Genomic DNA, 17,793 nt, shown 5'->3' with positions numbered 1-17,793 from the left:
CGAACATGCGCTCGTCGCCCAGCGTCGCGTTGATCTGCTCCTGCTGCGTGCGCACTGCGCTCAACGGCAGATTGGGATCGATGCCGGCCACGGCTTTCTGCAGCGCGGGCACGAGGCTCGCCGCCTTCACATGCGTACGGATCTCATAGGTCAACCCGTCGGTGGCCTCCGGCAGCTGGCGATAATCCAGGAAGAACTGCGGCGGACGCGCCTTGTGCAGATCGTCATAAGCCGTGTCCTTCACCACGCCGACCACCGTGTAGACCACGTTGTTCGTCGTGAAGTGCCGCCCGAGCGCACTGGCCCCGCCCCACGCCTGCCGCGCCAATGACTCGTTCACGATGCCCACCTTCTCCGCCGTCGGCGAGTCCTGTGCGCCAAAGTCGCGGCCCGCGATCAGCGGAATGCCCATCGTGGCAAAGAAATGGTCGCCGACAAAGTTCGTCAACGAGCTATCGTCGAACTTCCGCACCGCGCCATCCTGCGGCGTCCAGCCATAACTGCTCATGCTGCCCGCCACCAGCGCGGACATCGACGCCGTCACCGACTCCACGCCCGGCACCGCCGCCATCCGCCGCGCAATCTCTTCATGCAGCGCAATGGCCTTTTCCGCGGAGTACTGCGCCGTAGGTGGATTCAGGTCCACCAGCAGCAGGTGATCCACGCGAAAGCCCGGGTCGATGTCGTTCAAATTGCCCAGCGTCCGCAGAAAGAGTCCCGCGCCCACCACCAGCAGCGTCGAAAGCGCCACCTGGAAGACCACGATTCCCTTGCCCGCGTAGCCCGTGCGCCGCCGCGTCACCGTCACCGCATTGTCCTTCAGACCGGAGCTGGCCTGCACCTGCGTCGAACGCAGCGCCGGAGCGATGCCGAAGAGCAGCCCGGTCACCAGCGAGAGCCCCGCCGTAAACGCCAGCACACCCCAGTCCAGCCGCGAGGAAAGCAGCGCCGGGTCCCACGGATCGCTCATCAGCTTCGGAATCACGTCGCGGCTCGCCCAGCCCAGCGCAAAGCCCGCCGCTCCGCCTGCGAAGGAGAGCATCAGGCTCTCCGTAAGCACCTGCCGCATCACGCGCGCGCGTCCCGCTCCCAGCGCCAGCCGCACCGCCATCTCCCGCTCACGCGCGGAGGCTCGCGCCAGCAGCAGGTTCGCCAGATTCGCGCAGGCCAGCAACAGCACCAGTCCGGACACCGACAGCAGCACCGTGACCGGCTGCCGGAACGCGCCCGCTGCCTGATTCTCGCCGCGGCTGCCATCCCCCAGCTTGACCTTCGGTATCGATTCGCCCGGCTTGCCCATGTTCAGGCTGTGGATGCTCGCCGACAACGCAGCCGACAGAGCCGCCTCCGCGCGCGCCTGCGTCACACCCGCCTTCCGCCGCGCCATCACCTGCATCCACCAGAAGCCCGTATCTTCGAGGATCGGAGCCTTGCCCTGCGGAATCAGCACCGGCTGAATGCTGAACGGCACAAACACCTGCGGCGACTGGTTCGCGCTCTTCGCACCGGTAAACTCCGGCGGATTTACGCCGATCACCGTGAAGGGCTTGCCGTTCATTGCAATCACCTTGCCGATCACCTTCGGCGAAGCCCCAAACGCGCGGCGCCAGAAGCCGTCGCTGATGACCACCACCGCGCCCGCGCCTTCCACCGCATCGTCGGCCGGCGCAATACCGCGCCCCAGCGATGGCGTCACGTCCAGGCCGCTGTAGTAATTGCCGGAGACCATCTCCGCCTGCGTTACCTGCGCCTGCCCGTCCACGGTCACCGTCACCTGGCCGATCCCTTTGAAGGCGAAGAGATCCTCAAGCACGCCCTGCTTCCGGTTCTGCTCCTGCAGCGCGCGGTACACCGGGTAGCTGAACGAGGTGCTCGTATTGCCGCCATCGGCCGTGGGCCCCCAGGTCCCCCACGTATGGTGCACAATGCTGTTCTTCGGAGCCTCCCAGCGCAGCAGGCGCAATTCCTCCGGCTGCGGCACGTGCAGCCGGTCCAGCAGCATTTCCTTGGCCAGCGTGAAGATCGCCGTATTCGCGCCGATGCCCAGCGCCAGCGATGCAATCGCAATCGCCGTAAACACCGGGCTCTTCGCCAACATCCGCCACGCATAGCGGATATCCGCGCGCAGGTCATCCCACAACCGCAGCCCCAGCGAGGCCCGCATCTCTTCCTTGTGCATCGTCACGCCTCCAAATTCGATCCGCGCCTGCCGCGCCGCGGCCTCCGGCGACATGCCGCGCTCCACCAGGTCCGCTACACGGCATTCCAGATGGAAGGCCAGCTCCTCATCCATCTCGCGCTCCAGGCGCCGCCGGCCCGCAGCTGCGCGCAGCCACGAACCTGCCTGCGACCACCACCGCACCGCCTCACCTCTCACGCCCCTGCGCATAGAGCCTCCCGCCCATTTGCCATCACAACAGTTACAAATATCCGAAAACCATCGAACTCCGTCATTCCAGCCAGAGCGAAACGCCTTCTCACTCCTGTCATTCCGACCGAAGCGAGCCGAAAGGCCAAGCGCAGTGGAGGAACCTGCGGTTCTCCGTGGCCAGAGAGGATACGGGTGCCCCATCCAAGCTCCGCTTGGGTGGGAGAGCACGAACCCCAAAGGCTGCGAAGATCCCGGGTGCCCCATGTCTCGAAGAGACGTGGGAAAGACCTACGCCCGCGCCTTCAACACTCCCGCAATCACCCCCGCCATGCGGTTCCACTTCTCGGTCTCATCCTTGAGCAGCGCCCTGCCCGTGGCCGTGAGCTGGTAATACTTGGCGCGCCGCTTGTTCTCCGACTCGCCCCACTCGCTCGCAATTGCGCCCTGATGCTCCAGCCGATAGAGCGCCGGATACAGCGATCCCTGCTGAATCTCGAGCTCCTCGCCCGAAATCTGCTGAATCCGCAGCAACACTCCATAGCCGTGCAGCGGCCCCAGCGAGACCGCCTTCAGGATCAACATGTCGAGCGTGCCCTGCAGCAGCTCCAGCTGCTTCTTTCCCATCCGATATCCTCCGCCCGCCTTCTTCGACCTCTCTCCTTGCCAATCTAGGAGAGAAGCCTGAAACAGAATCTACCCGCACTCTCCTAGACGGTCAAGGAAAGAATGCAAAAAGCAGGGGATATGGGTCATTCCGACCGAAGCGAGCCAAAGGCGAGCGTAGTGGAGGAACCTGCGGCTCTCTCTATCAGACAAGGAACAACCCGGGTGCCCCACGTCTCGATTCTGAGACGTGGGAAGAATGTCCCCCACCGTCAAGTCACGAGGACTCCAGCCCCCGCGACCGAAGGGAGCGAGTGCCGAAGGAGAATCGCCCCGCGCGAAGCAGCCGTGGCACAATGGATCGGCAAGGCCGATACCCCTCCGAGGTTCCCGCATGCGCCGCCCGCACGTGACTGCACTTCTCGCCGCCACGCTCTTTCTCGCCCCCTTTGCCCTCGCCGCGTCCTCCTCGTCCGCTTCTCCAGCCGGACAGGACGCACCGCCGCCGCATCCTGGCATGATGGCTATGCCGCAGCCGACCAATCTCAAGGTGCTCCCCAAGGACATCTCCGCCCCTGACCTGATGAACCTGATGCACAACTACTCGCAGGCGCTCGGCGTCCACTGCAGCTACTGCCACGAGCAGAACCCGCAGACGCACCACATGGACTTCGCCTCCGACGCAAAACCCGAGAAGGCCACCGCGCGCACCATGATCGCGATGACCGCCGAGATCAACCAGAAATTCATGTCGCAGATCCAGGACCCTGACGCCACGCCAGAGGACAAGAAGGTCGGCTGCGCCACCTGCCATCGCGGCAGCGCCATGCCGGAACACTTCACCCCGCCAGCCGCCGAAGAGCACCACGACGCGCCAAAGCCACAGCAGTAACAGGGCTCCGATGAGAGCGTAAAAACGAAATCTGTCCTTCCGACCGAAGTGGAACGGCTTTATCGTTCCGCGAAGTGGAGGAACCTGCAGTTCTCTCTATCCGGTTAGAGAACAACGGGGAAGAACAGAGAAACCAGGGTGCCCCACGTCTCGATTCTGAGACGTGGGATCACATCCTCAAACCATCCCACCATTGACATGAAACAAATTAGGATAAGGGTGCCCCGTCCCAGCTCCGCTTGGGCGGGAAAGCACAATTCTCGATCACACCCGGAAAAAGCGAAGGCCCGGCATACGCCGGGCCTTCGCTCTACACCCTATCCCCTACACCCTGCTTCCGATCACCACGTTGTCGATCAACCGCGTCGCTCCCACCCACGCTGCAATCGCAACCAATGTCTCTCCCTCCGCGTGCTGCACGTCTTCCAGAGTGAGCGGAGAAACCAGCTTCAGATAATCCAGCTTCGCCGCCGGCTCCTGTGCAATCACACGCAGGCCAGCCTCGCGCAGAGCCGCCGCATCGCGCTCGCCCGCGGCATACTTCTCCGTGATGGCATCGAGCGCGCGCTTCAGCACCAGCGCCTGCTGCCGCTCCTCCGCGCTGAGATACCGGTTGCGCGAGCTCATCGCCAGGCCATCGGCCTCACGCACCGTAGGGCACGCCACCAGCTCCAGAGGAAAGTGCAGCTCGCGCACCATGCGTCGCAGCACCGCCACCTGCGCCGCGTCCTTCTGCCCGAAGTACGCACGATCCGGCTGCACAATGTGAAACAACTTCGCCACTACCGTGGCCACGCCGCGAAAATGCCCAGGCCTTGAGACACCGTCCAGGCGATCGCTGATGCCCTCGACCTCCACGAACGTCGCCGCACCCTCGGGATACATCTCCTCCACCTGCGGCGCGAAGACCACATCCACGCCCTCGGCCTCGAGAAGCGCGCAGTCCGCCTCAAAAGTGCGCGGATACTTCGCGAAGTCCTCGTTCGGCCCGAACTGCGTCGGGTTCACGAAGATGCTCGCCACTACCACACCGCAACCGGCCTTCGCCGCACGCACCAGCGAGAGGTGCCCCTCGTGCAGCGCGCCCATCGTCGGCACAAAACCCACCGTGCCCTGCCCCGCGCGCAGCGCCCACAGCGCGGCGCGCGTTTCCGCAACCGTTCGTACTACCTGCATTTGATTTCCTTGATGAGTTAAGCTTCACGCCCTCGCGGGCTATGCTTCCCGAAGTATCGCTTCCGGGTCGTCCACCGAAGCATCGAGATCGAGAGCCGCGGCCACATTCTTCGCCAGGTGATAGCTCTCCTGCTCGCTGGGGAAGGCGCGTGTCTCCACATCGCGCACATAGCTCTCAATGGCTCCGCGAAAGAGCGCTGCGCCATCGGCATACTGACGCACGAACTTCGCGGGCTGCGAGAAGCTGAGGTTCACCAGATCGTGGAAGACGAGAATCTGTCCATCGCAATCCGGACCCGCGCCGATGCCGATGGTCGGAATATGTAACTGTGCTGTGATCTTTTCCGCAACCTCGCGTGGCACGCCTTCGAGCACCATCACCGAAGCGCCCGCGGCCTCCAGCATGCGCGCGTCGCGGATCATCTCCTCGGCCGCCGCAGCCGTCTTGCCCTGCACCTTGTAGCCGCCCATGCGATGCACCGCCTGCGGCGTAAGCCCCATGTGGCAGACGACGGGAATCTCGGCGTCGACAAGGCGTTCCACCAGCTCGCAGCGCGAGGCTCCGCCCTCGATCTTCACCGCCTCGGCGCCGCCTTCCTTGATGAAGCGCACCGCGTTGGCAACGCTCTCAGCAATGCTCACGTGGTAGGAGCCAAAGGGCATATCGGCGACGACGATGGCGCGCTTCACCGCACGGCGCACCGCACGCGTGTGATGCAGCATCTCGTCCACGGTGACGGCCAGCGTGTTGTCCTGCCCCATCACGACCATGGCCAGCGAATCGCCGACAAGGATCATGTCCACGCCGGACTCATCGATGAGCCGCGCGGTGGCGTAATCATAGGCTGTAAGAGCGGTGATCAGCGCGTGTGCGCGCTTCTTTTCCTGCAGGAAGGGGAAGGTCACCTTCGGAGCAGGCGCGCCGGATCCGGCGCTGCGGAAATTGGTAAGACTCATGACTTCTCCAGTGCAGCTCCCCGCTCACGGGGGATGCCACCCGAACACAATATTCGACGATACGCCGGACTGGCCGTCCAGGCAACTGCGCCTCCGGCGCGCTCTTGCCCGTGCAGGCCGAGTTTCCGCTCCCGCCGGTCGCAATCAGGAGCCATTTTCTTTGTCATTCCGGCCGCAGCAAAGCGGAGAAACCCGCAGGTTTTTGTGCATAGCGAGAACAAGGGTGCCCCATCTCTCGAAGAGAGGTGGGAAGGCACAACTCTCAACTTTCGCGATTTCTATTCATCAGCAGCAGATACAACCCACCCGCCAGCAGAAACCCCGTGAACCACGCATAGTCATACAGCCAGTGCAGCGGAGTCACAAACCGCCCGCTCAGCGCCGCTACGACTCCAAAGACAAGCGCCACCATCGCCCGCGGATTGATGCCGTTCGCATATTCGTAACTGCCACTGTGGCGATATAAGTCGTCTACGTTCAGTCGTCTCTTACGAATTACGAAGTAGTCCGCCACCATGATTCCCGCCACCGGCCCCAGCAGCCCCGAATACCCCACCAGCCAGCCGAAGATGTAGCTCGAGAAGGTCGCCATCAGCTTCCACGGCATCATGGCGAGACCGAGAAAGCCGGTGATGAGCCCACCCATGCGGAAGGAGATCCTGCGCGGGCTCAGGTTCGAAATGTCATTCGACGGCGAGACCACATTCGCCGCGACATTCACGTTCAGCGTGGCCACCAGCAGCGCAATCATGGCGATGAACGCGACGAAGGGCTGATGGAAGCGCCCCAGCAGCTCAATCGGATTCCAGATCGCCTGTCCGAAGATCACCGCCGAGGCCGACGTGACCGCCACGCCCACAAACGAGTAGAGCGTCATCGCCACGGGCAATCCAAAGGCCTGCCCCACCACCTGCGCATGCTGCGACTTCGAGAAGCGCGTGAAGTCGGGGATGTTGAGAGCGAGCGTTGCCCAGTAGCCCACCATCGCCGTAAGCGAAGGAAAGAAGAAGCGCAGGAATGCGCCCGTCGAATGGAAATGGCTCGGCTTCGACAACATCGGCCCGAAGCCGCCCGCCTTCACCAGCGCGTAGATAAGCAGCGCGATCGACATCACAAACATGAACGGCGCGGAGAAACCCTGCAGAAAGCGAATGCTTTCCACGCCCTTCCACACCACCGCCATGTTCAACGCCCAGAAGCCGAGGAAGCACACGCCCATCGTCCACGGCAGCGCCGCCGCTGCAGGCCACGCCACCAGCAACATCGAGTGGATGGCCTGTCCGCCGATCCACGACTGAATCCCGAACCACCCGCACGCCACGATCGCGCGCAGCACCGCCGGCACATTCGCGCCGCGCGTGCCGAAGGGCGCACGCACCAGCACCGGAAACGGGATGCCATACTTCGCGCCCGCATGCGCATTGAGCAGCAGTGGCACGAGAACGATGAGATTGCCGAGCAGGATAGTGACAATCGCCTGCTTCCAGTTCATGCCGCCGGCAATCAGCCCCGAGGCCAGCATGTACGTGCTGACCTCCATCGACATGGAGAACCACAACGACAGGTAGTTATAGGTGCCCCAGGTGCGATGCGCCGCGGTCGTCGGCGCGAGGTCCGCATTATAGAGACCGGCATCATGCTGGCCTGCTTCGTCGATTGCCACTGCCGGACCGCTCGTCATGGCTGCTTGCCCTCATGCCAATCGTTAACACATCAACTTGTCATCTCGAGCAGAGCGAGCGCAGCAGAGGGACCTGCGGCTCTCTCACCCAGCGAGGATAAGGGTGCCCCACGTCTCGCATCTGAGACGTGGGAATACACATCCCTATTGCTCCATCATCGGAGAAGGCACGGCACAGCTCGCGCCGCGCGTGCGCTCCTCCCACGTTTCAGGCTCACGTCCCGTCGGCACTTCCACCATCGTGATGCACTCCTCCACCGGGCACACCAGTGAGCAGAGATTGCACCCCACGCACTCGGTCTCATCCACACGCGGAATGCGTTCGAGCGGCGTGAGCCCATACGCTGTACCGGTGGCCGACGCATCCAGTTTGGCAATGGGTGTGACTGCGATGCTTGCGCGCGACACCGCCTCGATCACCGAAGGCGCTGTGTGCAGCTCGACCGGCCCGTTCACCTCGCCGCTGACTCTATCTCTATGGATGCACTGATGTGCACCATCCCAACAGGCAATCATGCACAGGTCGCAGCCGATGCACTTCGACTCGTTGATGTGCGCAATAATCTTGTAATTCAGATTGAGATGCTTCCACTCCGTCACACGCGGCACACTGAGGCCACGGAAGTCCTCGATCGACGCATAGCTTTTCTCGCGCATCCACGTCGCCAGCCCATCGATCATGTCTTCCACGATGCGATATCCGTAGTGCATCGCCGCCGTGCACACCTGCACCGTGCCCGAGCCCAGCAGGATGAACTCCGCCGCATCGCGCCACGTCGCCACGCCACCAATGCCCGAGATCGGAATATCGATATCGGACGCGATCTGCTGCACCATGTTCAACGCAATCGGCTTCACCGCCGGGCCGCAGTAACCGCCATGCGAGGATTTCCCATCGACGTTGGGCCGCGCCGTCAACGTGTCGAGATCGACGCTGGTAATCGAGTTGATCGTGTTGATTGCGGACACCGCATCCGCGCCGCCCTGCTTCGCCGCACGCGCCATCACGCGGATGTCCGTGATGTTCGGCGTGAGCTTCACGATCACCGGCGTGCGCGCCTTTTCCTTCACCCATGCGGTGATCATCTCGGTGTACTCGGGCACCTGGCCCACAGCCGAGCCCATGCCGCGTTCGCTCATACCGTGCGGGCAGCCGAAGTTCAGCTCCAGCCCATCCGCGCCTGCATCTTCCGAGCGCCGCACGATGTCATGCCACGTCTCGCGCTTCGATTCCACCATCAACGACGCAATCACCGCGTGCTTCGGATAACGGCGCTTCACCTCCGCCATCTCGCGCAGATTTACTTCGATGGGCCGGTCGCTGATGAGCTCGATATTGTTCAGACCCATCATGCGCTGCCCCTGCCAGTCGATAGACGAATAGCGGGAAGAGACGTTCGTCACCGGCTCGCCAATCGTCTTCCACACCGCGCCGCCCCAGCCCGCGTCGAAGGCGCGCATGATCTGCTCGCCCGTGTTCGTCGGCGGCGCGGAAGCCAGCCAGAAAGGGTTTGGAGACGCGATGCCCGCGAAGTTCACATCCAGTTTCGGCTCACGCATAGCGCACCTCCAGTGCCGCAGTCATCGCACGCGCGGCCCGCTTGCCGTCCGCGACAGCATCCACCACCTCGCGGCCACCGTTCACGCAGTCGCCGCCGGCGAAATATTTCTCATGCGAAGTTTTTCCCGTTGCGCGCTCGATCCCCACGCGGCCGCCCTCCAGCGCAATGCCGGGCAGCGATTCCAGCAGCGTCAGCAGTGGCGATTGCCCGATTGCAGGAATAATGAGGTCGCACGGAAGGTCAAACTCCGAGCCCGGCACGGGATGCAGTGACGCGTCTAACTTCGTGCAGTGGAGATATTCCAAAAGAGCATCCTCCGCGACCACGCGCACCGGCTGCGTCTCCCAAAAAAATCGCACACCTTCCTGCTTGGCATGCTCGTACTCGAAGGCGAAAGCCGACATGCTCTCCGGCCCGCGCCGGTACACGATGGACACCTCATCCGCGCCCAGCCGCCGTGCGGCATTCGCTGCATCGATCGCCGTGTTCCCCGCGCCGATGACCACGACATTGCCGCTCACACGTGTGCGCCGCGCCGTCTTGTAGTCGGCGATAAACGTCAGCGCATCGATCACCGCCGGATGATCGCCTCCGGGAATCGCCAGCGCATTCGGAGCGCCAAGCCCTACGCCGAGAAAGATCAGGTCGTATTCTTCTTCGAGCTTTGCGAGCATCGCTGCGTCCACGTCCGACCCAAAGCGAAACTCGACGCCCGCCGTGGCAATCAGTGCGATCTCCTCAAGGCTCGCCTTCGTCGAGAGCTTATACTCGGCCACGCCATAGGTGTTCAAACCACCCGGCAGCGGATTCCGATCAAACACGGTTACAGAAAAGCCCTGCTGCGCCAACTCCGCCGCGCAGGCCAGCGACGCAGGCCCCGCGCCGATGCAGGCTACGCGCCCGGGCCGCGCCTCGTGCTTCTTCGCCAGCTGGCCACCGCGTGCATGAAAGCGGTCCATCGCATGGCGCTGCAGCCGCGCAATCTCGATCGGTTTCTCGTTCACGCCATGCATCACGCACGCGCCCTCGCACAGCACCTCCACCGGGCACACGCGCGAGCAGCTCGCGCCCAGCACGTTCGCATCGAGGATCGTGCGCGCCGAGCCGTCGAGATTCCCCGTCGCAATCTTCTTGATAAAGCGCGGCACGTCGATATGCGTAGGGCACGCAGCCGTGCAGGGCGCGTCAAAGCAATTCAGGCAGCGCGTCGCTTCCACCACCGCGGCCTGCGCGCCCAGCGGCGGATGCAGATCGCCGAAGCGGGCCCGGATCGATGCGTAGCGCTCGCCCTCGAACACCGCCGCGGACTCTCTCTCCACACCGAGAGAACTGCCTGCATCGGAAGAACTATCCGCACTGGAAAAACATCGCACTTCATCGCCCATGGCGCACTCCAGATAGAAATCACCACCCCGGGCAGCAACGCCACCGGCAACCCACTCCACACCGCGATGGTTAAAGCCCTCAGTCTACTACCGCGCGTAGGGCGATCCGCCTACGGCCCCCGCTCCCGCTGGTCGCGGCACTGGCCGTGCGGGCCCTTTGCCTTCGGCACGCGCTCCTGCTGGTCGCGATCATGGGTCAGGTATACAACAAACACAGTGTCATCCCGGCCGAAGTAGAGGGCCCTGCGGTTTCTCTCCTGAGTGAATCCATCGAATCGCGACCAGCGGGAGCGCCACGCGAAGCAAATCGCCCTGCGCGCAGCAGTCAGTACTCTATTTTCTCCGTGGAGTCGATCCACGCTGCGAAGCTCTCCCACGCATCGGAAGCAAGCACCTGCTGTGATGGCATCCGGCGTAATTCGCGGTCCAGCCGGAACTGCTCGTAGAGAAACGCATCGTCGAAGCCCGCGCGCGCCGCGGCATGGCAATCGTTGCCGTAATACACGGCCTCCAGGCGAGACCAGTAGCTGGCCGCCAGGCACATCGGACAGGGCTCGCAGCTGGTGTACATCTCGCAGCCCTCGAGCGAGAAAACGCCCAGCCGCGCGCACGCGTCGCGGATCGCCACCACCTCGCCGTGCGCCGTGGGATCGTTCGTGGCGGTTACAGAGTTCGCGCCCTCGCCCACAATCACGCCATCCCTCACGATGACCGCCGCGAACGGGCCGCCCGCCGCCGACTGCACATTGCGCGTCGCCAGCTCGATGGCGCGCCGCATAAACTCCGGGTTCGGACTCTTTCCCACTTGCCATCTCCTCCGCGTGCGGAAATCATACGCAGTATGGCACAGGCCTTCGTCTCCACATGCGTCGTTCTGCCGGATGGGATTCATTCCGCTGCCGTTCTCGAAGACGAAGGCATCATTCGCGCCGTTTGCGCTCCCTCGGAGATCCCCGCCGGCTACGCCGTGCACGACTTCGGCACGCTCGCGCTGCTGCCCGGCCTCATCGACAGCCACGTCCACATCAACGAGCCCGGCCGCACCGAGTGGGAAGGCTTTCGCACCGCGACCCGCGCCGCTGCAGCCGGCGGCATCACCACGCTCGTCGATATGCCGCTCAACTGCCTGCCCGAAACCACCAACGTCGCGGCACTTGAAGCCAAGCGGAGCGCTGCCTACAGCAAGTGTCTCGTCGACTGGGCCGCATGGGGAGGCGTCGCCGGAGACAACGCCGCCGACGTCGCACCGCTCGCCGCAGCAGGTGTGCGCGGATACAAGTGCTTCCTCATCTACCCCGGCTGCGAAGGCTTCCAGATGGTCTCGCTCCAGCAGCTCGAGGCAGCGCTGCCGCACGTCGCCACTACCGGCCTGCCGCTGCTCGTACACGCCGAGCTGGAAGAGCCCATAGCGGCTGCAACGGCAATGCTGAACGAGACAAGTAACGACTGGCGCCGGTACGCAACCTATCTCGCCTCGCGCCCCGACGAGGCCGAGCTCTCCGCCATTCGCATCCTTCTCGCGCTCTGCCGTCGCTATCGCTTCCGCCTGCACATCGTGCATCTGGCCACGGCGCAGGCCGTGCCCATGCTGCGCCAGGCCCGCGCCGAAGGGCTGCCCGTCACCGTCGAGACCTGCCCGCACTATCTCCACTTCGCCGCCGAAGAGATCCCCGACGCCAGCACCCTGCACAAGTGCGCGCCGCCCATCCGCAGCCGCGCCAACCGCGAGCAGTTGTGGGAGGCCGTCCGCGAAGGCGTCATCGATCTCGTCGCCACCGACCACTCGCCCTGCCCGCCAGCAATGAAAAAATTTGAAGAAGGCAGATTCGATCTCGCCTGGGGAGGCATCGCCAGCCTCGCCGTCGCGCTGCCCGTAGTGTGGACCGGCCTCTCCGCACGCGGCTTCGGCCTCACGGAGATCGCAAGACTGATGAGCGCAGGACCCGCGCACCTCGCCGGGCTCGAAGCCCGCAAAGGCGCCATCGCGGCAGGCCGTGACTGCGACCTCGTCGTCTTCGATCCCGATGCCGAGTTCCACGTGAGCGCGAACGATCTCCACAGCCGCCACGCCCTCTCACCTTACGTAAGTGAAATGCTGCGCGGACGGGTGATGGCTACATACCTGCGCGGAGAAAAGATCTGCGACCTCACGCAAGGCCACGCGAGCTTTGCGAGCGATCTGCAGGGACGCGCGATATAAGCCGGCCTGCAGCCGCTTCACGCGACTCTCACAACATATCCAGCGCGCGACCAACGGGAGCGGAGGACGAAGGCAAGTCGCCCTGCGCGCAGCTGTCGCTCCGCGCGAAGCAGCGTAGTATCATGGGGCAATTTTCCGGCGGGCATCCAGCGGTAGCCCTTTCGTCTCAACCCGTTCATCCACAGATACGGAGGAGAGCATCGCCACTCCTGGCAGCCTGATCGCAAGCACCAGCGGCGCGACGCCCGCGCCGACTCTCGCGCAGTGGAACCTGCTGCCTGCCAAGGAAGCCGCCGCCCTGCTGCTCGCCTGCTGCGGCTCGCGTGCCTGGGCGCATGCGATGGCCGCACGCCGTCCTGTCGCCGACGTCTCCACGCTCCTCACCGAAGCCGACCGCATCTGGTGGTCGCTCTCAGCGGACGACTGGGACGAAGCCTTCCGCAATCATCCACGCATCGGAGAACGCATAGGCGAACGCAAAGCAACTGCTTCGGCCGAAGCGCAATCGGCAACATGGTCCGCGCAGGAGCAAGCCCGCGCCGCGCTCGCTTCCGACGATACACAACAGCGGCTGCGTGCAGGCAACGCCGCGTACGAAGCCCGCTTCGGCCGCATCTACATCGTCTGCGCCACCGGCAAAACCGCCGAAGAGATGCTGGCGATCCTCGAGCAGCGGCTGGCGAACGACCCCGCCACCGAGTTGCGCGAGGCCGCCGAACAACAGAGACAGATCACGCGCTTACGGATCCAAAAATGGCTGAACGCTTGACCACACTCTCCACGCATGTACTCGACACCACGCTGGGCAAGCCCGCCGCGGGCATTCGCGTCACGCTCGATCGCCGGCACGACGGGCACTGGCGGCATCTGCGCGCCGCCACCACTGACGCCGACGGCCGCGTGCGCGAGCTGATGCCCGCCGGCGAGCGCCTCGAACCCGGCGATTATCGCCTTACTTTTCTTACCGGCGACTACCACGCGCGGCTCGGCATCGAAGGCCTCTATCCGGAAGTCTCCATCGCCTTCACCGTGCGCGACGCCGTACACCATCACATCCCCCTGCTGCTGACCGCCAACGGATACACCACCTACCGGGGAAGCTGAACATGTTCAGGTTAGGCGCCAATCGTTACGGCAAATCGCGTGTCCGCCTCATGAAGCTCTCGCGCGAGTTCAGCCCGCATCGCCTCTTCGAGTGGACCGTCGAGATCGCGCTCGAAGGTGATTTCGAGACCGCCTTCACCACCGGAAGCAACGCACGCATCCTGCCCACGGACACGATGAAGAACACCGTCTACGCGCTGGCGCGCACCTCCTCCGCCATTACCATGGAGGACTTTGCCCTCGAGCTGGGCCGCCACCTGCTCGCCGCCAGCCCGTATGCCGCCACAGCTTCCATCTCCATCCGCTCCACGCCGTGGGCGCCGATCGCGGCCGACGGCGAGAGCTTTGCCGACGCCTTCACCCACGCGGGTGACGCATTTGAAACCGCTACGGTGACAATTTCTCCAGACACAACCACCATTACCTCCGGATTCACCAACCTTTCGCTGCTCAAGACAGCAAAATCCGGCTTCACCGGCTTCCTCCGCGACCCCCTCACCACCCTGCGCGAGACCGAAGACCGGCTCTTCGGCACCCTCGCCACCGTCGAGTGGCGCTATGCCGTCGAGCCCACTGACTTCGCCGCCACGCGCGCCGCCGCCACCGATGCGCTGCTCGCCGCCTTCGCCCGGCATCGCAGCCTATCCGTGCAGCAGACGCTCTACGCCATGGGTGAAGCCGCGCTGGGCGCGGTCGAGGAGATCGCCTTCGTCCACCTGCGGCTGCCCAACAAGCACTGCAACCTCGTCGACCTCACGCCCTTCGGCCTCGACAACCCGAACACCATCTTCGTGCCCACCGATGAGCCCCACGGCTCGATTGAAGCCACCGTAGAACGCGCGTAGGAGGCATCCATGTCCTCGCTCAGGCATCCGCCGGAAAAGCACCACCGCAGCTATGCAGAACGCGCCGAGGAGATCCTCGGCCGCTGCGAACGGCTCGCACGCTTCACCGATGAGCCCGGCTGCATCACCCGCACCTTTCTCTCGCCCGCTATGGAGGATTGTCTGCGCCTCGTCTCCACCTGGATGGAGGCAGCCGGCATGGAAGTCGCCGTCGATCGCGCCGGCAACCTGCGCGGCGTGCTCCATCCCGATGCGCCGCTGCGGCTGATGATCGGCTCGCATCTCGACACCGTGCCCAACGCCGGCAGGTACGACGGCATTCTCGGCGTGCTGCTCGGCATCGCGCTCGCCGAGGCCGTGGGCGAAACGCATCCGTTGCTCGGCCTCGAAGTCATCGGCTTTTCGGATGAAGAAGGCGTCCGCTACGGCTTGCCCTTCGTCGGAAGCCGCGCACTCGTCGGCAGGCTTGGCCCGCCGCAGCTCGCGCGCGAGGACGCGAACGGCATCCCCATGGCCACCGCGCTCGCGGCCTTTGCCGACACGCATCCCGAGGCCATCGAGGCTGTCATTCATCCCGCCACGCGCGCCTATCTCGAGTTCCACATCGAGCAGGGCCCGGTGCTCGAAGACGCGGGTCTCGCGCTCGGCGTGGTCGACGCCATCGCCGGGCAGACGCGCGCGACCCTTACCTTTCGCGGGCGCGCAGGCCACGCCGGCACCACGCCCATGGCCCTGCGCCGCGACGCCCTCACCGGGGCAGCGGAGTGGCTGCTCGCCGCCGAGACCCTCGCCGCGGAGACACCCGGCCTCGTCGCCACCACCGGCCGCATCGCAGCCGAGCCCGGCGCGATCAACGTCATCCCCGGCCTCGCGCGCTGCTCGCTCGATCTTCGCCACGCGCAGGACGCCGTCCGCACCGCGGCCTTCACCCGCCTGAAGAGCGAGGCTGAAGCCATCGCGCAGCGGCGGCATCTCGAGGTCGCCATCACCCTCGAACTCGACCAGCCCGCCGTTGAACTGTACGCAGGCCTCGCCATCCTCTCCGACTCCGCGCTGCTCGCCGCAAGCCAGCCGCCCTTCCGCATCGTCTCCGGCGCCGGGCACGACGCCATGATCCTGGCCGAGCAGCTGCCTTCCGCCATGCTCTTCCTGCGCTCGCCCGGTGGCATCAGCCATCATCCCGACGAGGCCGTGAAAGCCGTCGACGTAGCCCGCGCGCTCGAGGCCGGAGTAGCATGGCTCGAACTCTTTGAAGCGAGGTTTACCGCGTGACCCTGCATCACCTCGGCGCCACCCGCAGCGTGCGCCGCGCCAGCCACGCCCTGCACACCCCGGATGCCTTCATCCGCACACCGCTGCCCGGCATGACAGCGGCCAAAGCCATCGTGCACACCTCGCCCCCCATGGGGGCGGCCTTCACCTGGTACACCGCCGAGCTCGAGGCCGGAGGCGCGCTCGGCCCCACGCCCGGCCAGCGATTCGTTTTTGTGATCAGCGGGCGCGCCGAGATAAGCCTCGACAATCAAGCCCGCGCGCTGCGCCCCGGCGACTACGCCTATCTGCCCGAGTCCGATCCCTGCGTGATTCGCGCCGCCGAGGCAGGCGCGGCCGAGGAGCGAACTGCGCGCATCGACGCCTCAAGCCCCATTCCCTTTGCCGTGCCCTCACCGGAGAAATCCCCCGCCGCCGTGCTCGCCGTCATCGAGAAACCCTACCTCGCGCTGCCCGGCGTTGCCACGCCGCGGCCCATCCTCGGCAGCGAAACGGCCGTTGGCGGCCAGCCGCTCAACGGCGACCCCGACCTCATCGTGCGCACGCTCATCCCCGACGATCCAGCCTACGACTTCGCCGTGAACACCATGACTTACCAGCCCGGCGCGGCGCTCTCGCAGGTGGAAATGCACGTAATGGAGCACGGCCTGCTCATGCTCGAAGGCGGCGGCATCTACCGCCTCGGCGACCAGTGGTACCCCGTCACCGCAGGCGACTTCATCTGGATGGGCCCCTACTGCCCGCAGTGGTTCGGCGCACTCGGCAAATCGGCAGCAAAGTACCTCATCTACAAGGACTGGAACCGCCACCCGCTCAGCTAGCTGCTAGCTGGAGCATAACGACACCCCGGGTGGCCCATGCAAGCCCGAAGTTGGCTTGCGTGGGGAAGAAAGATGTCCGCAGTGAAACAGTGCAAACCCGGGTGCCCCACGTCTCGACCTTGAGACGTGGGAAGGCAGAATGTCCGCAGCGCATCCAGAAGTGAAGCCAGGAGCAACACACCATGCCGCTCACCCACATCCCTATCCAAACGAGTCGTCTCAATGACGAGCTCGACCACCTCGCCACCTTTTCTGCCGATCCCAGCCCCGCCGTCACCCGGCTCGTCTTCAGCGCGCAGGATCAGGCCGCCCGCGCCTGGCTCAAGGACCGGGCGCGCGAAGCCGGCCTCGCCCTCCGCGAAGATGCCGTGGGCAACACCTTCTTCCGCTGGGAAGGCTCGGAGCCGGCGCTCCCCGCCGTCGCCACCGGCTCGCACATCGACGCCATCCCCCACGCCGGCCGCTTCGACGGCACCGTCGGCGTCCTCGGCGGGCTAGAAGCGCTGCGCGCATTGAAGGCCGCCGGCTTCCAGCCGCGCCGTTCGCTCGAGCTCATCCTCTTCACCTCCGAGGAGCCCACCCGCTTCGGCATCGGCTGCCTCGGCTCGCGCCTGCTCTCCGGCACGCTCGGCCCTGAAGCCGACAACCTGCTCGAAACCACCACCGAGACGCCCGACGCCGCGCCGCGCACCCTGCGCGAGGTCCGCGAGAGCGCGGGCTTCCACGGCGACCTCGCCACCGTCCGCCTCGCACCCGGCCACTACGCCGCCTTCGTCGAGCTGCACATCGAGCAGGGACCGCTCCTCGAAGCCGAAGGTCTGCCGCTCGGCCTCGTCACCGCCATCGCCGCCCCGGCCAGCGACCGCATCCTGCTCGAAGGCGAAGGCGGCCACGCGGGCGCGCGCCTGATGCCCGGCCGTCGCG

Annotated in this window: 16 protein-coding genes; 8 read left to right on the top strand and 8 right to left on the bottom strand. The window is 65.0% G+C overall.

Annotated features, from left to right (window positions below; all coding sequences use genetic code 11):
* On the bottom strand, positions 1–2,362 hold a 2,362-nt coding region (locus QM649_RS18590), incomplete at its 3' end, for an ADOP family duplicated permease (protein ID WP_415200572.1).
* A gap of 297 nt (positions 2,363–2,659) precedes the next feature.
* The gene (locus QM649_RS18585; RefSeq protein ID WP_415200571.1) at positions 2,660–2,995 is read right to left on the bottom strand and encodes a PadR family transcriptional regulator; all 336 of its coding nucleotides are present in this window, start codon (positions 2,993–2,995) and stop codon (positions 2,660–2,662) included.
* A gap of 373 nt (positions 2,996–3,368) precedes the next feature.
* On the opposite strand from QM649_RS18585, the gene QM649_RS18580 reads away from it, so the two are divergent.
* Complete coding sequence (locus QM649_RS18580) at positions 3,369–3,866, top strand: c-type cytochrome (protein ID WP_415200570.1); 498 nt, start codon at positions 3,369–3,371, stop codon at positions 3,864–3,866.
* A gap of 324 nt (positions 3,867–4,190) precedes the next feature.
* On the opposite strand, the gene panC is transcribed toward QM649_RS18580, so the two are convergent.
* From panC to QM649_RS18550, 6 genes are all read right to left on the bottom strand, one after another.
* On the bottom strand, positions 4,191–5,042 hold the full coding sequence (gene panC / locus QM649_RS18575; RefSeq protein WP_415200569.1) for a pantoate--beta-alanine ligase: 852 nt from the start codon (positions 5,040–5,042) through the stop codon (positions 4,191–4,193).
* A gap of 39 nt (positions 5,043–5,081) precedes the next feature.
* On the bottom strand, positions 5,082–5,999 hold the full coding sequence (panB, locus tag QM649_RS18570) for a 3-methyl-2-oxobutanoate hydroxymethyltransferase (protein ID WP_415200568.1): 918 nt from the start codon (positions 5,997–5,999) through the stop codon (positions 5,082–5,084).
* A gap of 262 nt (positions 6,000–6,261) precedes the next feature.
* Positions 6,262–7,680, bottom strand: a complete 1,419-nt coding sequence (locus QM649_RS18565; RefSeq protein WP_415200567.1) for an NCS1 family nucleobase:cation symporter-1 — start codon at positions 7,678–7,680, stop codon at positions 6,262–6,264.
* Positions 7,681–7,824: 144 nt separating this feature from the next.
* Positions 7,825–9,240 carry an NAD-dependent dihydropyrimidine dehydrogenase subunit PreA gene (preA, locus tag QM649_RS18560; RefSeq protein WP_415200566.1) on the bottom strand — a complete coding sequence of 472 codons (1,416 nt, stop codon included), beginning with the start codon at positions 9,238–9,240 and terminating at the stop codon, positions 7,825–7,827.
* On the bottom strand, positions 9,233–10,627 hold the full coding sequence (locus tag QM649_RS18555; RefSeq protein ID WP_415200565.1) for an NAD(P)-dependent oxidoreductase: 1,395 nt from the start codon (positions 10,625–10,627) through the stop codon (positions 9,233–9,235). Before QM649_RS18555 ends, preA begins: the two co-directional genes overlap by 8 nt.
* 325 nt (positions 10,628–10,952) lie before the next feature.
* Entirely contained in the window at positions 10,953–11,432 is a 480-nt protein-coding gene (locus QM649_RS18550) for a nucleoside deaminase (RefSeq protein WP_415200564.1), read from the bottom strand.
* Between the two features lie 36 nt (positions 11,433–11,468).
* On the opposite strand from QM649_RS18550, the gene allB reads away from it, so the two are divergent.
* From allB to QM649_RS18515, 7 genes are all read left to right on the top strand, one after another.
* A complete protein-coding gene (gene allB / locus QM649_RS18545) occupies positions 11,469–12,827 on the top strand; it encodes an allantoinase AllB (RefSeq protein ID WP_415200563.1) in 1,359 nt (452 codons plus the stop codon).
* 199 nt (positions 12,828–13,026) lie between these two features.
* Positions 13,027–13,596 (top strand): 2-oxo-4-hydroxy-4-carboxy-5-ureidoimidazoline decarboxylase, encoded by a 570-nt coding sequence (gene uraD, locus QM649_RS18540; protein WP_415200573.1) that lies wholly within the window; start codon positions 13,027–13,029, stop codon positions 13,594–13,596.
* On the top strand, positions 13,581–13,931 hold the full coding sequence (gene uraH, locus QM649_RS18535; protein ID WP_415200562.1) for a hydroxyisourate hydrolase: 351 nt from the start codon (positions 13,581–13,583) through the stop codon (positions 13,929–13,931). Before uraD ends, uraH begins: the two co-directional genes overlap by 16 nt.
* Before the next feature lie 2 nt (positions 13,932–13,933).
* On the top strand, positions 13,934–14,776 hold the full coding sequence (pucL, locus tag QM649_RS18530) for a factor-independent urate hydroxylase (protein ID WP_415200561.1): 843 nt from the start codon (positions 13,934–13,936) through the stop codon (positions 14,774–14,776).
* A 9-nt stretch (positions 14,777–14,785) separates the two neighbouring features.
* Positions 14,786–16,048, top strand: a complete 1,263-nt coding sequence (locus QM649_RS18525) for an allantoate amidohydrolase (RefSeq protein ID WP_415200560.1) — start codon at positions 14,786–14,788, stop codon at positions 16,046–16,048.
* Positions 16,045–16,869, top strand: coding sequence for a cupin domain-containing protein (locus QM649_RS18520; protein WP_415200559.1), 825 nt, complete (start codon positions 16,045–16,047; stop codon positions 16,867–16,869). Before QM649_RS18525 ends, QM649_RS18520 begins: the two co-directional genes overlap by 4 nt.
* Positions 16,870–17,051: 182 nt before the next feature.
* Positions 17,052–17,793 (top strand): M20/M25/M40 family metallo-hydrolase (locus QM649_RS18515; RefSeq protein ID WP_415200558.1); only part of this gene is annotated, 742 nt, incomplete at its 3' end.

It is taken from the genome of Silvibacterium sp. (assembly GCF_047605705.1).
Lineage (GTDB): Bacteria > Acidobacteriota > Terriglobia > Terriglobales > Acidobacteriaceae > Silvibacterium.
The sequence above is the reverse complement of the archived record's forward strand: the minus strand, read 5'-3'. Positions and strand labels throughout refer to the sequence as shown.